At 30.7% G+C, this 20,010-nt stretch carries 16 protein-coding genes; 3 read left to right on the top strand and 13 right to left on the bottom strand.

The window, feature by feature from the left end; all coding sequences use genetic code 11:
- Positions 1 to 4 precede the first annotated feature (4 nt).
- The 3 genes from CLMAG_RS11345 to CLMAG_RS11335 all read right to left on the bottom strand — a co-directional run bounded on the left by CLMAG_RS11345 (position 5) and on the right by CLMAG_RS11335 (position 2,542).
- A complete protein-coding gene (locus CLMAG_RS11345; RefSeq protein WP_066622117.1) occupies positions 5 to 811 on the bottom strand; it encodes an MBL fold metallo-hydrolase in 807 nt (268 codons plus the stop codon).
- A gap of 146 nt (positions 812 to 957) precedes the next feature.
- Positions 958 to 1,866 (bottom strand): anti-sigma-I factor RsgI family protein, encoded by a 909-nt coding sequence (locus CLMAG_RS11340; protein ID WP_066622116.1) that lies wholly within the window; start codon positions 1,864 to 1,866, stop codon positions 958 to 960.
- Positions 1,856 to 2,542, bottom strand: a complete 687-nt coding sequence (locus CLMAG_RS11335) for a sigma factor (protein WP_066622111.1) — start codon at positions 2,540 to 2,542, stop codon at positions 1,856 to 1,858. Before CLMAG_RS11335 ends, CLMAG_RS11340 begins: the two co-directional genes overlap by 11 nt.
- 281 nt (positions 2,543 to 2,823) lie before the next feature.
- On the opposite strand from CLMAG_RS11335, the gene CLMAG_RS11330 reads away from it, so the two are divergent.
- Positions 2,824 to 3,876: a DUF5667 domain-containing protein gene (locus tag CLMAG_RS11330; RefSeq protein ID WP_066622110.1), complete on the top strand. Its 1,053-nt coding sequence runs from the start codon at positions 2,824 to 2,826 to the stop codon at positions 3,874 to 3,876.
- Positions 3,877 to 4,024: 148 nt separating this feature from the next.
- On the opposite strand, the gene CLMAG_RS11325 is transcribed toward CLMAG_RS11330, so the two are convergent.
- The 6 genes from CLMAG_RS11325 to CLMAG_RS11305 all read right to left on the bottom strand — a co-directional run bounded on the left by CLMAG_RS11325 (position 4,025) and on the right by CLMAG_RS11305 (position 12,302).
- Positions 4,025 to 5,122 (bottom strand): GerAB/ArcD/ProY family transporter, encoded by a 1,098-nt coding sequence (locus CLMAG_RS11325; protein WP_139264272.1) that lies wholly within the window; start codon positions 5,120 to 5,122, stop codon positions 4,025 to 4,027.
- A gap of 72 nt (positions 5,123 to 5,194) precedes the next feature.
- Positions 5,195 to 5,410 carry a hypothetical protein gene (locus tag CLMAG_RS11320; RefSeq protein WP_066622108.1) on the bottom strand — a complete coding sequence of 72 codons (216 nt, stop codon included), beginning with the start codon at positions 5,408 to 5,410 and terminating at the stop codon, positions 5,195 to 5,197.
- Positions 5,411 to 5,464: 54 nt separating this feature from the next.
- Entirely contained in the window at positions 5,465 to 6,619 is a 1,155-nt protein-coding gene (locus CLMAG_RS11315) for a Ger(x)C family spore germination protein (RefSeq protein WP_242873033.1), read from the bottom strand.
- 5 nt (positions 6,620 to 6,624) lie between these two features.
- Complete coding sequence (locus CLMAG_RS11310; protein ID WP_082831891.1) at positions 6,625 to 8,250, bottom strand: spore germination protein; 1,626 nt, start codon at positions 8,248 to 8,250, stop codon at positions 6,625 to 6,627.
- A gap of 611 nt (positions 8,251 to 8,861) precedes the next feature.
- On the bottom strand, positions 8,862 to 9,005 hold the full coding sequence (locus CLMAG_RS32980) for a hypothetical protein (protein ID WP_169809801.1): 144 nt from the start codon (positions 9,003 to 9,005) through the stop codon (positions 8,862 to 8,864).
- A 174-nt stretch (positions 9,006 to 9,179) separates the two neighbouring features.
- Positions 9,180 to 12,302: a DEAD/DEAH box helicase gene (locus CLMAG_RS11305; RefSeq protein ID WP_066622104.1), complete on the bottom strand. Its 3,123-nt coding sequence runs from the start codon at positions 12,300 to 12,302 to the stop codon at positions 9,180 to 9,182.
- Between the two features lie 271 nt (positions 12,303 to 12,573).
- On the opposite strand from CLMAG_RS11305, the gene CLMAG_RS11300 reads away from it, so the two are divergent.
- Complete coding sequence (locus tag CLMAG_RS11300) at positions 12,574 to 13,536, top strand: AEC family transporter (protein ID WP_066622102.1); 963 nt, start codon at positions 12,574 to 12,576, stop codon at positions 13,534 to 13,536.
- Positions 13,537 to 13,622: 86 nt separating this feature from the next.
- Here the strand turns inward: CLMAG_RS11300 and CLMAG_RS34710 are convergent, their stop codons facing one another.
- Together CLMAG_RS34710 and CLMAG_RS11290 are read right to left on the bottom strand one after the other, a co-directional pair.
- Positions 13,623 to 15,125 carry a chorismate mutase gene (locus tag CLMAG_RS34710; RefSeq protein WP_066622101.1) on the bottom strand — a complete coding sequence of 501 codons (1,503 nt, stop codon included), beginning with the start codon at positions 15,123 to 15,125 and terminating at the stop codon, positions 13,623 to 13,625.
- A gap of 370 nt (positions 15,126 to 15,495) precedes the next feature.
- Positions 15,496 to 16,860 carry a citrate:proton symporter gene (locus tag CLMAG_RS11290; RefSeq protein WP_066622100.1) on the bottom strand — a complete coding sequence of 455 codons (1,365 nt, stop codon included), beginning with the start codon at positions 16,858 to 16,860 and terminating at the stop codon, positions 15,496 to 15,498.
- Between the two features lie 310 nt (positions 16,861 to 17,170).
- Between CLMAG_RS11290 and CLMAG_RS11285 the strand changes: the two genes are divergently transcribed.
- Complete coding sequence (locus tag CLMAG_RS11285; protein ID WP_066622097.1) at positions 17,171 to 18,160, top strand: LysR family transcriptional regulator; 990 nt, start codon at positions 17,171 to 17,173, stop codon at positions 18,158 to 18,160.
- A 279-nt stretch (positions 18,161 to 18,439) separates the two neighbouring features.
- Here the strand turns inward: CLMAG_RS11285 and CLMAG_RS11275 are convergent, their stop codons facing one another.
- Together CLMAG_RS11275 and CLMAG_RS11270 are read right to left on the bottom strand one after the other, a co-directional pair.
- Positions 18,440 to 19,270 carry a Cof-type HAD-IIB family hydrolase gene (locus tag CLMAG_RS11275; RefSeq protein ID WP_066622092.1) on the bottom strand — a complete coding sequence of 277 codons (831 nt, stop codon included), beginning with the start codon at positions 19,268 to 19,270 and terminating at the stop codon, positions 18,440 to 18,442.
- Positions 19,271 to 19,363: 93 nt separating this feature from the next.
- Positions 19,364 to 19,909 (bottom strand): pyruvate kinase alpha/beta domain-containing protein, encoded by a 546-nt coding sequence (locus tag CLMAG_RS11270; protein ID WP_066622088.1) that lies wholly within the window; start codon positions 19,907 to 19,909, stop codon positions 19,364 to 19,366.
- Between the last annotated feature and the right edge of the window lie 101 nt (positions 19,910 to 20,010).

Genomic DNA, 20,010 nt, shown 5'->3' with positions numbered 1-20,010 from the left:
TATACTATATTATCACTGTTTGTCCTTCATCACACAAAGCAAAAACATCATAGAAGTCATTTTTAAATTTATTCATATCCCTCTTAACTATCTTTCGAAACATCAACTTATCATCTTGAAGAAATGGAATATGATATACGCCTACCATTGTTGGTTTTATGACATTTTCAATTACCTTCCTTCCCGCTATATTATTAAAAAATAACGGATTTACAAAAACCACGTCTATATCTTTTCCTGTCAATGGATTTTTAAAATAAGAATCTACATAGTCAGCGTCAGCAGTAAATAGAATGTTTTTTTCACCTAGTGTTAATAAAAAGCAATAGTTATCCATAAAACTATATTGTTTACCCATATGAACTGCATTAAATATAGTGACAGAAATATCTTGTCTAAGTTGATAACAACAGCTCTCTCCTACTGGAAGCTTTAATAATCTGCAGGAAAAAGAATAGTTATTTATATAAGACTGTAGATTTGCAAGTTTTTCTGATCCTTCCAAAGGCATAAAAATACACTTCACATTGTTATTTTTCAGATACTCCATAGTATAATAAGGAGAGAAATGATCTGAATGTTCATGGCTAAACATAATATAATCAATATTTTTAAACTTGCCATTTCCCTCCATCATATCATTTAGTATTTTCTTTGGCACCTTACTAAAGTGATATTCACTGTCATAATGAATTCCGTCTACTAAAATTTTTATTCCATCATACTCAACTAAAACACCTGTATTTGCAATAAGTGTCATAGAGACATTTTCATTCAATAAATGTAAATTGGAAAATTCCTGTTTTTTCATTTAAAATTACCTCTATAATATAATATTATACTATATTATACCAAATTTTTATTAAACAAGGGAATATAGCGAAAATTTAGTATAGTCTCATGAAGTGAAATTTAAATCAGATGAAGTTTCAACTTCATCTGATTATTAAGTGAATTTTATTTATTTTTACTATTTTTATCTTCTTTGCTTGAATTATGATGATCATCTGTTTTGTCTTTATCGAATTTCTCATCTGGCTTTTCAATATTAGAATTATTATTGTCTTTTTTGTTACCATTTCCTGAAGCATTATTATACTTACCATTAGAGCTATTATCATTTTTTCCAGTATTATCTACGGACTTATCAATTTTATTAGCATTAATATTTGAATTATTTTCAACTGTAGAGGATTTATTTATAGCTGAGTTAGCATTTGTACTAACATTAGAATTTTTATCACTATTTTTTTTAGGTGTAGCATCATCTAGCTTTCTATTACTCTTATTATATATGTTCTTTCCATTACTATCAATTTTCACATTTATAGTATCCTTTGATACTTCTTCCTCGAGATTTGATAAACCAACTTCTTTTCCAACTATATTTATAGTAATTAATTTACCTAAATTAATATATTCATCATTAATATATTTGTCTTCTTTCGCTTGATTTATTACCATTATTAAAACATCCTCTATTGGTTTGTTCTTCGTTTTTATTTCCGATAAAACCTCCTCTCCATCAGAATTTAATGAATTTGAAGATAGTACCCTGCTCCATCTGTTTAACTTGAATTCAATGGATGGATTTATATCAATAGTAACAGTAGAAGTAGGAGTATAATAGGCATAAGTCCCCCCGCCTAAGCTTACCATAAAAAATAATAAGCATGCTGCTACAGCATATTTAAATTTACTTAAAAACACAAAAGAATTTTCAAAGGTTCTTGAGCTATACTCTCCCCCTATAACAGGCAAAGCTTTATTTTTATCAATTTTTATTTTGAAAAACTCACCACTAGAAGTCATTATATAAGCAGCATTTCCCTTTATGTCTATAACCAGTCCATTTTTAATATTCATTACCTTCACCTACCTTTATATTTAAATAAGATCTTATATAAACATATTCTTTATTTGAAAAAATTAAAATCAATGCCAATATATATCTTCTCCATTTTTCAATTAGTTTTCTATTAGAATTTGTCAGAAGACAAATTTGCTTTACAGGTAGCATTTTATACTTATGAACGTATTCCAGGATAGATGGTTGGTTTGCACAATTAAAGGCTAAGTTCAATAGTTTATCCCTTGTATCTCTGTGTGTCGGGGATGATTCTGCAAGTACTTCAAAGGATAGTCCATATTTTTTTAACTCATCATTAAATAATTTTATTTCTTCGCCTCTTTTAATGTTTTCCTGTTCAAGTTCGTAACTAGTCATAGAATTTTTAGCATCAATATATTCAAGCTGATTATCTTCAGTACTAAAAATTAAATATGGATTATTTGTACTTTTTCTAAAATGATCTATGATTGCGTTTTTAATCAGAACTTTTGAATAACCGAAAAAGTTTCCTTTATCTTCAACATAAGACTCACAAGCTTTATTAAAAGCAATTAATGCTACACTAAGTTCATCGTCATTCTCCCATTGTAATTTTTTTTTACAAATGTTAGCAGCAACATTATATATAAATTTCTTACTTTTTTCTATAAAATCATTTCTGTTATTGTTTAAGTCTTTCTCCAGACTCATTTAACCACCTCTTCATTTAACCACCCTTTCATCTAACCATCTCATTAGTTATTACGGTTTAATAAACAAGTTTTATGAGGGTATGTTAAAAATTTTATCCGATAACTACACGCTCTAGTACTTCCACCTGATTCAAGTTTCCACTCCATAATATTATTTTGAATAAAATTAAAAGTTCAAAATACTTCTTTGCATATTTTTTACGGACCCCCCAAAAGAATAAATTGCCCCCGTAAATATCTATGAGAACAAAATGACAAACATTTTTAGGAGGAACAAAGATGAAAAAGATAGCATTATTCGTTACAGCTATAGCTGTATCTTTAAGTATAGGAGGAAGAGCCTTAGCAGACACTAATACTGCAACACTTGCAGATAAAGCTGGTACTACTGCTGAAAACACCATACTATATCCTATTGATAAGGCATTAGATAACTTAAAGGTTAGCCTAGCTTCTGGAGATGAAAAAAAAGCTGAAGCTCTAGTAGAAATAGCAGAAGAACGCCTTGGAGAAAGTGAAGTACTGGCTGATAAAGAAAAGGCTGAACTTTTAAATGAAGCATTAATGGAATATAATGATAAAATAGCTGAAGCTCAGGATAAGATAGATGCAGTAATAGATAACGTATCTATTACTAGTACAACTACTGATAGTGCTGTAAAATTAGATGAACTAGAAAAGTTAGAATCAGTAATAATTAATAAGCAAATGAACTCCATAGAAGTTTTAAAAAGTATAGAGTCTAAAGTTTCTGGAAATGCTAAAGGAACTTTATCACTAGTTATAGAAATGCAAACAAGAAAGAAAGAAGCGATAGTAGAAGTTGCTAAAGAAAGAGAAATATTACACCAAAATAAAAAAGCAGTGAAAGAAGCTGAAAAGAATCTAGAAGAGGCTAAAAAAGCTGGTGATGAGCAAGCAATAAAAACTGCTGAAGAAACTTTAGTTCATGCTAAGCTAACTCTAGCTACTCAAAATGAAAAATTCATCCAAGTAGTTGCTGCAAAGAAAGAAGCTATGAAAGGTGGAGTAGGACAACTAAAGAAAGAAGCTAAAAAGGAAAAAGCTGAAGAAGCAGCAAATTCTTCAGAAGATGCTGATACAACCACTGAAACTTCTCCAGCGGTAAATAACAAAGTTACTTCCACTACAAATACTGAGACTTCCGATGCAACTGTTACAAAGGACAGCACAACTAATGCAGCATTAAAAGAAAATAAAGGACAGGAGATAAAAACTAATAAAGAAAATAGTGTGAAAGAAAATAAAGGTGACGATATGAAGGCCGATAAAGAAAATAATTCAGCAAATGAAAATAAGGATAAGAACTAGAAGATATAACGAGGCATTTGGGCCCAAAGTAAATATAAAAATATCACTCCCTTTACATTGTCTAAAGTGCTAGAGTAATCAATTTTGATTGCTTTAGCATTTTTGCGTTTCATATATATTTATTTGTTAGACAAAGGCAAAATAAAACTTATATAGTGTTTCCTCTTTTTTTCAAAAACAGTGCCATTATAAACAAAAACATCTCTAGTCCAGTCCCAACAAATATACCAATGAAAGGATATGTATAAAAGGCAAAGTTAGAAACATCCATACTGCTATCAAAGGAAGTTATACTAAGTACAAGAGCAATTAAAGTAGCTGGATACACAATAGGTTTATAGGTGCTCAAACCTATAATTTGAGATATTCCAAGACTAAATGCCCACACTAGGATAACCGATGTCATGATACCAGCTCCTATGGCAATAATAAACCATATCACTTCTAAACGTTCAATGGTAGTTCCTATTTTAACTAATTGAGCAAGCCGTAAACCTGGGTTAAGCATATTTCCTGCCTGCTCTGGACCAAAAGACGCTATACTTAAAACAACAAGGATGCAAACTATAGCTGAACCTATACTTACTGCAATAAACTTAGCAATAAATCCATTTTGCGGACGATTGCAAATGGGAATAAACATGCCCATCATAATACATATTCCAATAAAGGCCAGAATGAATATAGAACCTGATAAAACAGGATAAAAGCCTTCTACAAGCTGAGGCTTAAGTCGGTTTATTTTCACAAAAGGAGCAACTAGTGTAAATAATATAGCAAAACTCAATAAATAAATTGGGCTCAAAACCTGGCAAGCTCTTGCAATTACCTCTATTCCTTTTCTAACGCCGTAGGCTATTAACATATACCCGGAAAGAAGAACTATTTCCATTGGTGTCTTCGGTAACATCATATTAGTAATTAATATACTAATGGATCTCATTAAAACTGAAGCTACCATTAAAAAGTAGATTGGAAACATTGCACCAACTACTCTCCCTAAATACTTACCTAGAATAGTAATACTATACTGAGTAAAATTTTCACCTGGAAATCTGATTCCCATATAAGCATAAACTATAGCTAGCAGCACATCCAAAAGCCATGCAATAATTACTGACAGCCATGCGTCCCTCCCTGAGTGAAATATAAGTAGTCCTGGTATTTGTAAAGTTGAAAAAGAGGTGATTATGCTAAAAAGCATCAAGACAAACTGATTTGAACTTATGATTTCTTTGTTAGCCAAAACTATCTACCTCCTCTTCCTTTATACTATCTCCCCACTTTAATCCTCTCTTCTAATTTAAGTTTCACTGCATTAATGTCTAAAGACTTTTCTTCCAAAGGGATATATCAAATTATTTAAAATATCTATTGGATTAGTCATATCTAATACCTTTATTATTCCAAGAAATATAGCAATAAATACCAAAAATATTACTGTAGTTAATTCCTTCCATAACTTCTTTTTCGCTAAAGGTATTCCTTCAGCAATACAAATGATGGAGCTTAGAACTATCAGCACCCTGAACATTTGCTACCATCCTCTCTCGTATTTTGTACTTAAATCATTCTATTTAAATATTCATCATCTTCTTAACGACTTATAAACATTCCCAACATCTTTAACTGTTGAATTTACATTAATATTTACTTTTACCTCTGAATAGTATGAGTACCAATTATTTTGAATTCCTTTCCAAAAATCAGGATATCTCATATTAAAATAACTACCCACTCTAAAAACATCTGAATTTAATCTTTTAGATTTTTCAAATGCTGCAGTTATTTGAGATTTTACTTTTTCATTTTGAAGATGTTCAACTTTTTTGATTGTGTCTTCATTCATAAAATTGTAATTAACCTGACTTTCTTGAATATTCGATATAATTTCTATATCAATATTCATTTTCATTTCCCCATCATCTATTACGGGCTGTAACTTGGATTTAATTCTAACTATTCGAAGTGAAAGTACCCCATCACCAAGGGGAATGTTCATAATCGCTCCTTTTCCATCTCCATTAATCCATGAAAACCCCATGTATTCCTCATCCGTAAGCCAACCAACCATTTTATCACCTTTGAACACTGCAGTGTCTTTAACATAAAATTTTTCTTTGCTGGCTTGATTATCAGCGGAATTCTGAGATTTTATACTTACACCAGATGAATAGGCCTCACTGCCGGATTTGTTAAACATCTCTACAAAATCTTTTAGATCGCTGATAGTAAGGATTGAATTCTGCCTCTTATTATGAATTGTTTCTTCTAACATTGAACCTGTATCAATGCCAATTCCTACATCCTTACTAAGCATTTTATCAAACTGATTCATTGGTGATGTTAATATCCATGTGCTAAGTCTTACCTCTGGGGTTCTTTCAAAGAAATCAATTATAGGCTTTATGCCTTTTGTACTAACTAATGCCTCATCTAATATAATTACCTTAGTATGGGCAAAGTATAACCTGTGGTGCTCATTTGCCGACATCCTCTGTATTGCTTCGGATATAGTAGGACCAGATCCGTCATACATGTAAAATGAACTTTTATTACCTCCAGCTGATCCTTCATTACTTGTTGTCTGTTTTTTATGGGGTATTTCCTGAATAATTACCCTGATATTATTACTTTCACTTATCCCCAGTCCTATTGCCGTTACAACTCCAAGTTCTTCAGTTTCCACTGAATCCCAACAACCCATAAAAGTAAATGAAATAATTATTAAAAGGACTATCATCTTTTTCACGGATTATTCCTCCCGTCTTTAGGTGGTCTCGGCATTTCACCAGAGGACATAGGTTTATTATTCTCAATAGTTGATCTTGGTCGTCCGTTGAAGCTCCAAAGCGGTGCCCGTACAACAGTATCTTTAAGATCTCTAGCCTTAAAAGGAGCTAAAGGAGTAAGATATGGTGTACCAAAGCTCCTTACAGAACATAGGTGAATCAATAGAAATAATAGTCCTAGCATTAAACCATAAAGGCCTAGAATTGAGCTCACAATCATTAAAGGAAACCTGAGTATTCGTACGGGGTGAGCAATATTATATTGAGGGATAGTAAATATAGCAATACCAGTTAAAGACACTACTATTACCATCAGTGGCGAAACTAATGAAGCTTGAACCGCTGACTGCCCAATAACAAGTGCTCCAACAATGCTTACCGCCTGCCCTAAGGGTCTTGGAAGACGTAATCCAGCTTCACGGAGGATTTCAAAGGTAGCTTCCATAAGAATTGCCTCTACAAAATTAGGTAAAGGTACTCCTGTACGAGCTGATATAATACTTACCAAAAGTTTAGTAGGCACTAAATCCTGATGAAAATTAGCAATAGCAATGTAAAATGAAGGCAGCGTAAGTCCTATAGCATATGAAATATATCTCAAAAATCTTATTAAAGTCGAAAATATATATTCATTATAATGATCTTCTGAGGATTGTAAAAGTGAAAAAAATTCACCTGGAATAATGAGAGCCACCGGTGTATTGTCCACAATAATAACTATTCTTCCTTCTAGTAAGGCTGAACTAGCTGCATCAGGTCTTTCAGTATTACGTACTTTGGGAAAAAGACTTAAAGGTGCATCATTAATAAGTTCTTCTATGTAAGTACTTCCTAATACACCATTAATGTCTATTCTACTAATTCGTAACCTAACTTCATCTACAAGCTTAGGTGAACAAATACCTCTAATATATCCAATACAAACTATTGTCTGCGTCACTCTGCCAACCTTTAGTGATTCAAACACCAAGTTAGGGCTGTGAATCCTTCTTCTAATAAGTCCTAGATTAGTGCTCAATACCTCAATAAATGCATCTCTAGGACCTCTTACTATAGGTTCAACGTCTGATTCTGCCACCGTCCTATGCTCATACCCCTTTGCACTTATAATATAGACCTGATCTATTCCTTCTATTAGAAGAACTGCCTCGCCTACAAGAATTCCATCCATTAGCTCTTTCATATTATTTGACTTTTTAATCTGTGCACGAGTAATTAGGTTTCCCAAGCTTAACTCTTTTACTATATCGGCCCCTGTATTCAAACCTATTCCGTATGGATCTGTCAATAAAGACTGCATAATGTTAGAATCTATATGTTCAGAGTCAATAAGATTATCAAAATAAAAAATTACTGCTGATATTACCTCCGTTTTTCCTAATGTAAAACTCCTACTCACTAGGTCAGCGTTGGCTCCTGCAATTTTTTTTAACATCTCTATATTTACAGTTAAGGAAGTAGATAGTTTCATTGATTCTAGTCTTGCTTCAGAATAGGCTTCTTGGGAAATATCTGCTTGACTATTTTGTTCAGCTGAACTTCCAATTTGATTTTGTGTATTGCTGCTACTATTAGACATCATATCTCCCTCCTTATTCCCTACCTTTACTGTATAAATTCAATGATTAAATATGAAGTGAAACTTGAATCAGATGGAGCTTCAACTCCATCTAATTCTTAGTTGAACGAATCCAGGGACATAGCCGCTCGGAACGTACACTTTGAAGAAAAGCAGAGAACCAAAATCTATGATTTTGTGTGAATCGCTTTCACAGAGTGCGTATGGGAGTATTAGAGCGAGTAGTCATCGGATAAACTTGCTAATATATAATATTTTTCCTGTAAAGTTTATTCTTATGCACTATAATCTTTCTAATTTTCCTATAATTAAATAACCATGATTAATAGAAATAAGTTTTATGCAAAATATAAAATATAACTTAAATTTAAAAAGATTTTTAGCTTGGAGGTGCTTTGATATGAAGTATGGTGAACTAAATAATTTACTTTCTGTGGCGATGGGGATTTCAGTTGTCTTAACTGGTTCTTTTATAGCTTACATTTCCCAAAAGAATATATTTAGAAAGAAAGGGAAGTAGTTAACTAGCTACTGGTTTAGAAAGCCCCTGCTTAATTATAATAAGCAGAGGCTTTTTGATAACAAACAATAATTAAGAAATGAGATTCTTAATTCTAAGGTCTAGTTTGATATTCTACTACATATTTACCATCATCTATAGTTGTTTTTAAAACCTTAAATCCTTTCTTACCTAACTTTTTTGAGGCTTTATTAAATTGTTTTTCACTTTCATAAGTTCTTTCAGTAAACTTTTTCATTGTTAATCTCTCCTTTTTCATAAGCATAAGTACTATAAGCTATAATAAGGTATTTTGCCTCAAAACAAATAAAAAATACCAACACTCTTAGTACGAATTAATTAAATACATTACTAGGTAAAAGAAAGCAAAGTCTTATATTGAAGGTAAACCTTAGCTTGTTGAATTTTTTACTTAATCCCTACCGAAAAGTTTCATTAATTCTTCCTTGGATAACTTATTTAGCATATTGCTATTTTTAAGTTCACCTGTAATAATTCTATCAATTAATTCCTTTTTATGTTCTTGTAATAAAACAATCTTTTCTTCTATTGTTCCTCTAGCAACTAGCTTAATTACTTCCACTACATTTCTTTGGCCAATTCTATGTGCTCTATCTGTTGCTTGATTCTCTACTGCAGGATTCCACCATGGATCAAAATGAATAACTAAATTTGCTGAAGTCAAGTTAAGACCAGTTCCTCCTGCCTTCAATGAAATTAAAAATATCTTTATCTTCTCATTGTTATTAAACTCATTTACTAAATTAATTCTTTCTTTAGATACCGTTGAACCGTCCAAGTAAAAATATTCGATATCCTTTTCTTTTAAATATTGACCTATTTTTTTTAGCACAGATGTAAATTGAGAAAATAGCAACACTTTTCCATTAGTAGCTAATTGTTCTTCTACCAGAGACATTGCAATTTTAAGTTTTCCACTTCCACCTTCATATTCTTCAAATATAAGAGAAGGATCTAGACAAATTTGTCTTAACTTTGTTAGATAAGAAAAAACTTCTACCTTCCCATGAAAATCCTTCTTTATTTTCGTTCTTACATCTTTTATATAAGCATTATATACTGATTTTTGAGCTGCTGTCATTTCAACTAAGATAGTCTTCTCTAGTTTATCTGGTAAGTCTTCCATAACCTCTATTTTAGTTCGTCTTAGAATAAAAGGTTTAATTAATAATTTAAGCTCCTCTAAATCAATATCATTATTAGAAATAAGTTTCTCATAAAAAGCTTCTTTAGTATATAGGTAGCCTGGCATTATAAAATCAAATATGGACCAAAGCTCTGTTAGATTATTTTCAATAGGAGTTCCAGTCAGTGCAAACCTTACTTTTGCTTCAATTTCTTTAACTACCTTAGTATTTTGTGCTATCGGATTTTTTATATTTTGTGCTTCATCTACAATACAATAATCAAATCGAATATTATTATACATCTTAATATTGTTTCTTAGAGTGCCATAGGTAGTTAAAATCAAATCATACTCTTTTAGTTCATTTATTACCTTTTCTTTCTGTGCTCTCTCTCCATGTACAATTCCAACCTTTAAACTAGGAGCAAACCTTTCTATTTCATCTCTCCAATTATAAATTAACGAGGTTGGAACAATTATTAAGGTTTTTTTGTTCTCTTCTGTTGCAAGAAAGGATATTGTTTGAACTGTTTTACCAAGACCCATTTCATCAGCTAAAATACCCCCAAATCCTAAATGACTTAAAGTTTTAAACCATTTAAATCCTTTAATTTGATACCCCCTAAGTATCCTTTTTAAATCCTTTGGCAAATCTATTTCTTTACTATTTATATAAGTCAGCTTATTTTCTATATCTTTTAATAAGTTAACACCCTGACCAAATTTGAAGTTTCTATTTTTAAAACTTTCCACTATAAATAAAGCTTTATTTTTTTCTATCTTTACTGAACCTTCTTCTATACCTTCGCTGGCATTTAGCATCTCAATTAAATTAAAAAATCCTCTTACATCATTATCTTCCAAATCTATAAATTCATTGTTTCTAGTTTTATAGAACCTATTATTAGACTTATAGCTTTCAAATATATTCCCTAGTTCTGCTCTTTCAATATTGCCCATATTATAATTAAATTTTAAATATCCATTTTCCTCATAGAAATCTAATTCGATAGAATCTGAATTATATACTTTTATGTCTTCAAAACCTTTCCCTAATATGACGGTGCCAAGTGAATGGATATCATTTTCTCTTTTACTCAAAATGTCGAAAAGCTCCTCATCTCCACCAATAAACATAAGCCTATCTTTTCTTCTAACAAATTTATAATATTCAAGCTTCATAAGAACTTTTTCTTCTTTGTTTAAATCTCTTATAAGCTGTTGTTTATTTTTATCATCATCTAATATATTAATCTTTTCATTATAGTAAATTGCTTTTACATTACAGTATATGTTGAAGTTCTCTTTATAAATTAAAAACTCTATCTTTAATGAGGCTGAGGAAAAGTTTTTTACACTTTCTGCAATAGTAACGTTTTTTGAAATACTGCTTAACAATGAAATAATTTTATTATAGTTTTCTATAGTTTTATTGTATAAAAGTTCATCTTTTTTCAAAAATCTTTCATATAAAGGCATATATTTTTGAATTTGATTTTTTGAAGGCAAGTAAAGTTGCCAATTAAATAAATAAACATCTTTGTTTTCATTTAATGGGATTGGAAGCTTCTTATGAGTAGTTAATATAAACCTTGCACTTTTTTCTTTTAATGTGAAGCTAAGAGGTAAATCCTTGTTAAAAACAGCAGTTTTATATTCCATACCATTATATTTAAATTGGATATTACCTTCGCCAAAACACTCTAAAAATTTTCTTAAATCATTAGGATTAATTATCAAGTTTCTTCCTGTGGATGATATCCCTTTGTTTGCATAAACATATTCTTTAATAAAATCTATAATTCTTATAGCACTATTAGAGATACTATACTCCCTAGAATTATATGTAAACTGATTATTAAAGAAAATATTTTTCTTATTGTCTAAAGCAAAGACAAAATCCTTTAGATTAGTGATTAAATGCTTATATTCAGAACCTAGCCTAAACTCTAACTCATAATTAGTTACACCCTTCCACAGCTTATGAGTTACTTTTACGCCCATATCTATTTCTATCTTTTCTTTATTCTCTCTAGGTAACTTTTTAAGTAATTGATTTTTCTTATATAGCAAGTTTAAAAACTTATACGCAGTGGCAGTTAGATGTTCGCACATAAAGATATTTTTATTAATAGAAATGTCTTTAAAATCATTGCAAGTACAACTGACCCCATCTAATTTTTTATTTAACAAATTTATTTTTATGTGAGTTTTAAATTCCTTGTAATTAATATTGTTTAGTACATCTCCATAAACATGATGTACATTTTCGATCTTTCTACCTTTAATATTAGAAACTAGGCCATCTCTAAAGACTTTTTCGCCTCTTTTTTTCATCAAAGTAGAAGCTGGTTTGAAAATTATTTGTTCTAATTCTTTTAACTTCATTTTCTCACCACTTTCTCATATCTAAGCAATCCGATAATGTTCTTCTATTATTTATATATTCATTACTTATTATAACTATAAATAAAGAAATCTGTAAGTAGTTGAATGTTATAGATATATTTAGTAAAATAGACTGTAATTAAGTTTTTAATTGTTGATTTTACACTACTTATATCAAATCAAAGGATAAAGTGAAAACTTTAATCTGATTACAGTATTAAAGTGGATAGCTATCACATAAGATATAGATAAGTTTAGGAGGATTTCATAAATGTCTATTTTTTTACACATACTAGCACATAACATTATACCAGTTTTTATAATAATCGCATTTGGTTACATAATAAGCAAGAAATTTGACTTAAGTGTATTTACTCTTAGCAAACTAAATTTCTACTTATTTATACCCGCATTTATATTTTATAATCTTTATACCGCTCATTTATCTCATGAGATGCTTAAAATTTTATTATTTTGCATAATATATTTAATATTTAATGATTTAATAGCTAGAGTTGTCTCAAAAATTCGTAAATATGATGTTGGACAAACAAATGCCTTTAAAAATTCCATTATGTTTAATAATACAGGTAATATTGGGATATCTCTTATTACTCTTATTTTTGGCGCCGCGCCCTTTATTATTAACGGTAAGACACCATATTTAAATCAGGCTCTTACAGTTCAAATTATGATTCTGGTGTTTACTAATGTTGCCATGTATACTATCGGTTTTTATAATGCAGGAAGAGGTAAAATGAATATCAAAGATTCAATGCACAAAATCTTCTCTATGCCATCTATATATGCTATACCACTTGCACTCTTACTTAAATATGCTAAAATTGATATAACAACAACACCTCTATGGAATACACTTGAATATGTAAAGAATGGACTTGTACCTATGGCATTACTAACCTTAGGAGTTCAGCTTTCAAAAACTAAATTTGATTTTAAAGACATTAATGTAAATATAGCAGTTTTTACTCGATTAATCATAGGACCTATACTAGCAGCAGTATTAATACATATATTTGGTTTCTTTGGAGTTGTTGCACAAACAGTTTTCATCTCTTTTTCAGTACCGACAGCAGTAAATACAGCTTTAATTGCTGTTGAATGTGACAACTATCAAGACTTTGCCTCTCAGGAAGTGATGATATCTACTATTTTTAGTTGTATTACACTAACCTCGTCCATATACTTAGCTAGAGTTTTGTTTCCTGTTTAAGCTTTTAAATAAACCATACTATATACCCCTTTAAGCTTTCTTGGATATAGTATGGCTTATTTTATAATTTATGTAATCATTTATTTTTATTTGCAAATATCAGATATTTTCTCTACAATTTCATTTAAAGATCCTGAATTATAGACTTGAAGGTGAGAACTTTGTATATAAAGATCATACCTCTCGTTAAAAAGCTGATATACTACCTTAATTCCATCTTTCAAAAGAGGCCTTTTTTGTATTTCCACATCAGAAACTATTTGATCTACAGGTCTATCTACAAAAATTATAAGGCCATTTTTAGCAAGCTTTTCGATATTTTCTTGGTTTTTTATTACACCTCCACCTGTAGCAAGGATAGCATTAGTTTCTTTGCTTAATTCCTCAACTGCCTTAGACTCAAGCATCCTAAAGTGTTTTTCACCATTTTTGAAAATCTCAGGGATAGTTGCATTATTTGTTTTTTCTATATATTCATCTATATCTATAAATTTTCTATTGAGTTTTTCAGCAATTATTTTTCCTATAGTAGTTTTACCACAGCCTGGCATACCAATTAACACAATGTTATTAAAAGCCTCTTCCATTGAGATTAATCCCTTTTCGGATTTAAAATTTCCTAAGAGTTTAAAATAGGTACTTTTATTTTCGATAGCCTTTATAGCATTTTTTGTATCTTCCTCTAACACATTTCCATAGAAATCTATATAGAAGAAATACTCCCAAGGCTTATCTACTACTGGTCGTGATTCTATTTTAGTCATACTTAAGTTATTTTTATAAAAATAGTTTGTAATATTATGAAGAATTCCCACTTCATCTGGTAATGTGATGACTATACTTACCTTATTACAATCTTTTCCCACTTCAAATTTTGGTGCAATAACCATAAGAGTTGTATAATTATTATTGTTATGATACACAGCTTGCTTATTCAAATATACTTCTTCTACATCTGACGTTTGTACATTTTTATCTGCTAAAAGCTCCTGCTCAATTCTAACAGATTTTTCACCTATTATATAAAAACCATACTCCATTAACAAGTTATAAATTTCAGTTGTAACTTCTGTAGATGAATTTTTTACAGGTAAAACTCCATACTGTATATCTCCTCTTTTTAATGCTTCAAAGACATCTTTGAAACTTTGAAAATTAAGAGCCTTGGCATTTGCACTAAAGTATTCAGTGAGAGCCTCCTGACTAAAAGAACCAGCATCTCCCTGAAACCCTACTATACAGAATTCATTTTTACGAGCTTCTTTATTGACAATATTATTAAAAATTACATTATTATCATCAATTATTTTACGTTGTAAACTTCTGCTTATAGACATAACATTTCTGAAAAAAGCTTCTGTTTCCTCTGCTATTGATTTATCTTCAAGATTTCTCAATTGTTTTTTTATAACCTGCTCTTCTCTTTCAATGTTTAGAATTTCCATTGAGTTATTCTTCTTATATTCAGCAACTTTGCATGCTAATTCCATTCTCTCCTGAAAAAGTTTAACCAATTCTTTATCTACTTTATCAATTTTCTCTCTTAAAATGCTTAATTCTTCCAAAATAATCCTGATTTCTAAAATCATAATGTATGATTTTTCATCCTATTGCCTAATAGAACGTCAGCTTCACATAATTCAACTACTAAGGTTAATATCAAATCTTAATAATTTCTTTCCATTTACTAACTAAAAATCAGGTTTTTCACCTCATCTTTCTTTTTAATATTTTTACTGTTCATGGTTATTAAAAATCAATCCTAGTACTGATTTTTAATAACCATGATTTTTCTATTAATAATACTATATTTTTCAATTGACATATTGTCAATATGGAAAGTGCTATAACATTTCATTAATGTTATTGAATTTTTAAAAAAATATCGTATTATGCAAAGTAAAGAAACCCCTTTGAACTTGTCCAAAAGAGTTTCTCTAAGCTTTATTTATTGCATTATTATAGTGGAATTTGTCCAGTTAAGATGAACACAATTATATAGATAATAAATGCTGGGATACCAGCTAACAATATTGCCTTTTGGTAATCGCCAAACTCTACCTCTGTTCTGTCGCATAGTATGAATATCCATGCAACTAGTGGTGTTGCATAATAAGTTGCTAGTGGAACCATTGCTGCTACACCCATTGTAGTTGCTGAAACACCAAAGCCCGCAGCTACCTTAGCTAATACTGGCAATATTCCAAAATAGTATCCATCTGAGCTTAAGAAGATAAGTCCAGGTATTCCTAGAACAGCTGTAAGGATAGGGATAAGATTACCCATTCCTGGAGGAACTAGATTACCTAAGCTTGTAGCAATAGCTGATGCCATACCACTTCCATTTAATATACCCATGAAAAATCCTGAACTGATAATCATTGCAGCAGCTGGTGTACCTTCTTCTAATGCTCCTGCTAATCTATCCTTTTGTTCTTTAAAGTTAAAACCATAGTTAACTACAAGTGCTAAAGCTATACCAAATAAGAATAGAACCGCACTGTTTGCTACACCTTCTACTAACATGTACATGATGATAGCAGTAGCTATTAAGTTAAACCAAAAAGCCTTTGGTCTTTTTAATTCAGGGTCGTTATTTCTAACGCTATCGTACATCTTTTCCATTTCTTCATCGGAAATTTTAGCCGCTGTCTTTGGATCATAACCAAGTCTAGCTCTTTCTTTTCTACCAAAGTAGTACGCAACTGCAAGAGAATAAAGTAAAACAACTGCCATACCAGGTAATAGACGTGGGAAAAGTTGTGTTACATCTAAGCTAAGTGCTGATAATACTCTTGCCAGTGGTCCTCCCCACGGTGTCATGTTGAATACTGAAGTTGGTAAAGCAATAAGTACTGCAAGATATATACCTTTAATTTTAAACTGTCTATAAAGCGGCATAAATGCAGCAGTTGTAATAAGTACTGTTGAAGTTCCATCTCCATCAAGAGATACCATCGCAGCTGTAAGCATAGAAGCGACAATAATCTTCATCGGATCACCTTTAACTAATTTTATAATTGCAATAACTAATGGATCAAACAAACCTACCTGCATCATCAAAGTAAAGTATGTACATGCAAATAAAACCATTAATGCTGATTTCATTGTTCCTGGGGAAACCTTTCCATTAGCCCCTACCTTATAAAACACCCCATCATAAGCCCAGTTTAAAGCTGCAACTGGTGACTGCTTAGTTAGTAAACAATAAACGATTCCAAAGAATAATGGAACAACGATTAATGCTACATAAGGGCTTAGCCATTTTTTATAAATTGCTAGAATAAAAACAAGTATAAGTATAGAACCTATTAATACTTCCATTTTGTAACCTCCTACAAGATTTTAAATTTAATTTTATTTAAAGGCCCTAAAGTTAGATTTATTAAAGCCCGAATAACAAAAGAATATTATTTCCTAAAAGTAATTGTTTACTGTAAACAATTCTTTCATACCAGTTATTATTTAATCAAGAATACTATTTAAGTATACAGTAATTCGACATAATACTCCAATTAGTTCTTTTTATATTTTTCATAATCGAAAGTTATGTTTTTTCGGTGTGTTTATAATCTAAATCAATAATTTCTATGCTATAATCAAGTAAAATAAAAATTATAGGAGGATGTTTTTTTTGGAATTCAAAGATATCGAGTACGTTCTAGCGATTTCAAAGTACCACAATATTACAAAAGCTGCAGAATCACTTTATGTAACTCAACCTAATCTTAGTACCTATATCAAAAATATGGAAAAAAGATTAGGAATTACTTTGTTTAAACGGGAAGGCAATAAAATCGACCTTACTTTTGAAGGAGAGATGTTTTTAGAAAGTGGTATTAAGATGTTGCAACAAAGAGATACTCTAATGAATAAATTAAACGAATCTGTGGACTCAGAGAGAGGAAGGTTAAAACTGTCTGTCCCATTACTTAGAGGAAGCTACTTGATTCCTTTAATTATTCCAGCCTTTCAGAAGAAATACCCAAATGTCCATATTATTTTATCTGAAGGTGACTCTACTGAAAGTGAGAAAGACGTTAAAAATGGCATTAGCGACTTAGCAATTTTCAACAAACCCTTTCGCAAATTGGATTTAGACCATGAAGTTATTTATCAGGAAGAGATGCTTCTAGTTATGCATAAAGGCCACCCACTATCAAAAAAAGCAAAAAAGGTTAAAGAATCAAAATATCCGTGGATGGATATAGAACTTTGTAAGGATGAGTCCTTTATTATGCATTCACCTAGTCAGCATACTGGAAGAGTTGAAAGGCATATTTTTGATGAAGCAAATATAAATCCTAATATTATATTAGAGACTAAAAATTTTGAGGCTTCTGTACGGCTCGTTGGTTTAAATTATGGCCTGACTTTTATTCCTGAAAGCCATATGAAATATATATCCAATGAAGATAACCTTATGTTTTGTTCTGTTGGTAATCCAACTATAAACATGGATTTTATTGCTGCTTATGTTAATAAAGACTACTTATCTAAATATGCAAAAGACTTTATTAAAATCTCAAAAGAATGTTTTCAACAGGAAAACTCAGCAATCAACTATTTATCAACACTTAGTAATGATTCTGAATTAAGAAGCTTAAAGAATGCAGCAGTTTAGTAGATGGTGTATTGATAAAACAAAAGATTCGATATATCTAAAATTTGAGCTTTTTGTTTTGTTAATAACAAATTGGTTGCATTTTAAAATAGAAATAATGACAACTTTAATTGTTATACTGCTAAAAGTACCAGCCACAACTAATGTGCCTGGTACTTTTAGCAATTTTATCTCCATATTCAGCTGGAACTTTCCACATAAATAATCCAGAATATATTTAGTATCTTCCGGTTCCATTTATTAAACTTTATAACTTTTATATCTTTCTCATACATACTATCAGTTCTTTAGATTCAAGATAAAGTTATGAATTGCATAAGCTATCCCCGACTCATTATTAGATTTAGTTATATGTTTTGCATGCAATTTAATATCCTCTACAGCATTTTCTACAGCTATAGGCATTCCAACACACTTTAGCATTTCTGCATCATTGTAGTTATCTCCAAATGCAATTACATGATTTAAATCTATACCCATCTTTTTTGCTAGAATTTTCAAAGCATTACCTTTAGATATATTAGAAGCCATTATGTCTAAGAGACCTACTGCTGAACTTACAGCAGTAATTCTTTCATTTTTAGAAAAATATTTTTCTAATTCTACAATTCTTTCAGGTTGTTCTCTACAAACAAGTAAGACCTTAAGTATATCCAGATTATCAATTTCACTGATATTCTGTAAATATGCTAGAGGTGCTTTCATATTTTCCGCTAATTCCTCATTACGTTTTTCATATTTAACCATAAGAGGATTTCCCTTGTTACCATATACCATATCAAGGGTATATAAAAGAAAATCTACTTTGTTTTCTTCACAATAAATTAAAATCTCTCGTACCACTGATTTTTCAATTAACTTTGAGTAAAGGACTTCTCCTGTTCTTATATTTCTAATTAATCCTCCATTGCTTGATATAACAGAGCCTGTCAACCCTAACTGTTTTATAAAGGATTTAACCATTAGGTCTGTTCTTCCAGAAGCAATAATAACTTCTAATCCTCTATCCTGTAACTTTTTTAGTGCCGCTTCATTTTCTTCTGATATAGCACCTTGAGAGTTTAATAATGTTCCATCCATGTCACATACGCACCATTTATATTTAGTCATTTGTATCGTCCTTTCCTCACCAAAACCTTTTTAATAATATCATACTACCTATAATTTCTATCTAAAAGAATCTTCCCTATAGGATCAAACATATTACCACTCCGAAGGTTTACAGATAATTTCTTTTACTTTAGTATTAAGTATATCTGCTGCATGAGCAGGTCTTAATATAATTGCTGTATCAGCTCCACGACCAGTACCACCTATTGCCACTATATCTTCACCATAAGGAATAACACCACCATCTAATGCCATAACCGCTATTTCAACGCCTACCTTAACACCCTGTCCAAACATTCTTAATGAATACGCCATAACTTCGATAGGGGATATACCTCCAAATTTCTTAGAAAGACACCGTTCTGCACCAGAAAGAACATGTGTTGAGGTATATACTATAAAGCCCGTATTCTCTAACTCTTTTCTTTTTTCATCTGAAAGCTCTTGATGACCATTTTTACTAAAACCATTAGCATGGGTAACTACTACAACTTTAAGACCACAATCTTTAAGATAAGAAGCAGTTTCCCCTTCATTTGAGCCAACTACTATATAATTAATTCCTCTATCTTTCGCAACTTTTACCGCAAGTTCTAATGTTTCTTTAGTGTTCTCTTTACCTGATTTGTTAAAATACATTTTACTTCCTCCCTTATATAAATTATTCTTTTCATATGTATATCTTATATTTTCTAAGCTGATGCTGAAACATTCCAACAAATAGTACCTTTTTCTACATT

It is taken from the genome of Clostridium magnum DSM 2767 (genome assembly GCF_001623875.1).
Classification (GTDB): domain Bacteria; phylum Bacillota; class Clostridia; order Clostridiales; family Clostridiaceae; genus Clostridium_AM; species Clostridium_AM magnum.
This window is presented reverse-complemented; position numbering and strand designations above follow the sequence as displayed.

Coding starts and splice junctions, on each gene's coding strand:
- CLMAG_RS11345 (WP_066622117.1), bottom strand. CDS start 811: ATGAAAAAACAGGAATTTTCCAATTTACATTTATTGAATGAAAATGTC.
- CLMAG_RS11340 (WP_066622116.1), bottom strand. CDS start 1,866: ATGAATATTAAAAATGGACTGGTTATAGACATAAAGGGAAATGCTGCT.
- CLMAG_RS11335 (WP_066622111.1), bottom strand. CDS start 2,542: ATGAGTCTGGAGAAAGACTTAAACAATAACAGAAATGATTTTATAGAA.
- CLMAG_RS11330 (WP_066622110.1), top strand. CDS start 2,824: ATGAAAAAGATAGCATTATTCGTTACAGCTATAGCTGTATCTTTAAGT.
- CLMAG_RS11320 (WP_066622108.1), bottom strand. CDS start 5,410: ATGTTCAGGGTGCTGATAGTTCTAAGCTCCATCATTTGTATTGCTGAA.
- CLMAG_RS11315 (WP_242873033.1), bottom strand. CDS start 6,619: ATGATAGTCCTTTTAATAATTATTTCATTTACTTTTATGGGTTGTTGG.
- CLMAG_RS11310 (WP_082831891.1), bottom strand. CDS start 8,250: ATGATGTCTAATAGTAGCAGCAATACACAAAATCAAATTGGAAGTTCA.
- CLMAG_RS32980 (WP_169809801.1), bottom strand. CDS start 9,005: ATGAAAAAGTTTACTGAAAGAACTTATGAAAGTGAAAAACAATTTAAT.
- CLMAG_RS11305 (WP_066622104.1), bottom strand. CDS start 12,302: ATGAAGTTAAAAGAATTAGAACAAATAATTTTCAAACCAGCTTCTACT.
- CLMAG_RS11300 (WP_066622102.1), top strand. CDS start 12,574: ATGTCTATTTTTTTACACATACTAGCACATAACATTATACCAGTTTTT.
- CLMAG_RS34710 (WP_066622101.1), bottom strand. CDS start 15,125: ATGATTTTAGAAATCAGGATTATTTTGGAAGAATTAAGCATTTTAAGA.
- CLMAG_RS11290 (WP_066622100.1), bottom strand. CDS start 16,860: ATGGAAGTATTAATAGGTTCTATACTTATACTTGTTTTTATTCTAGCA.
- CLMAG_RS11275 (WP_066622092.1), bottom strand. CDS start 19,270: ATGACTAAATATAAATGGTGCGTATGTGACATGGATGGAACATTATTA.
- CLMAG_RS11270 (WP_066622088.1), bottom strand. CDS start 19,909: ATGTATTTTAACAAATCAGGTAAAGAGAACACTAAAGAAACATTAGAA.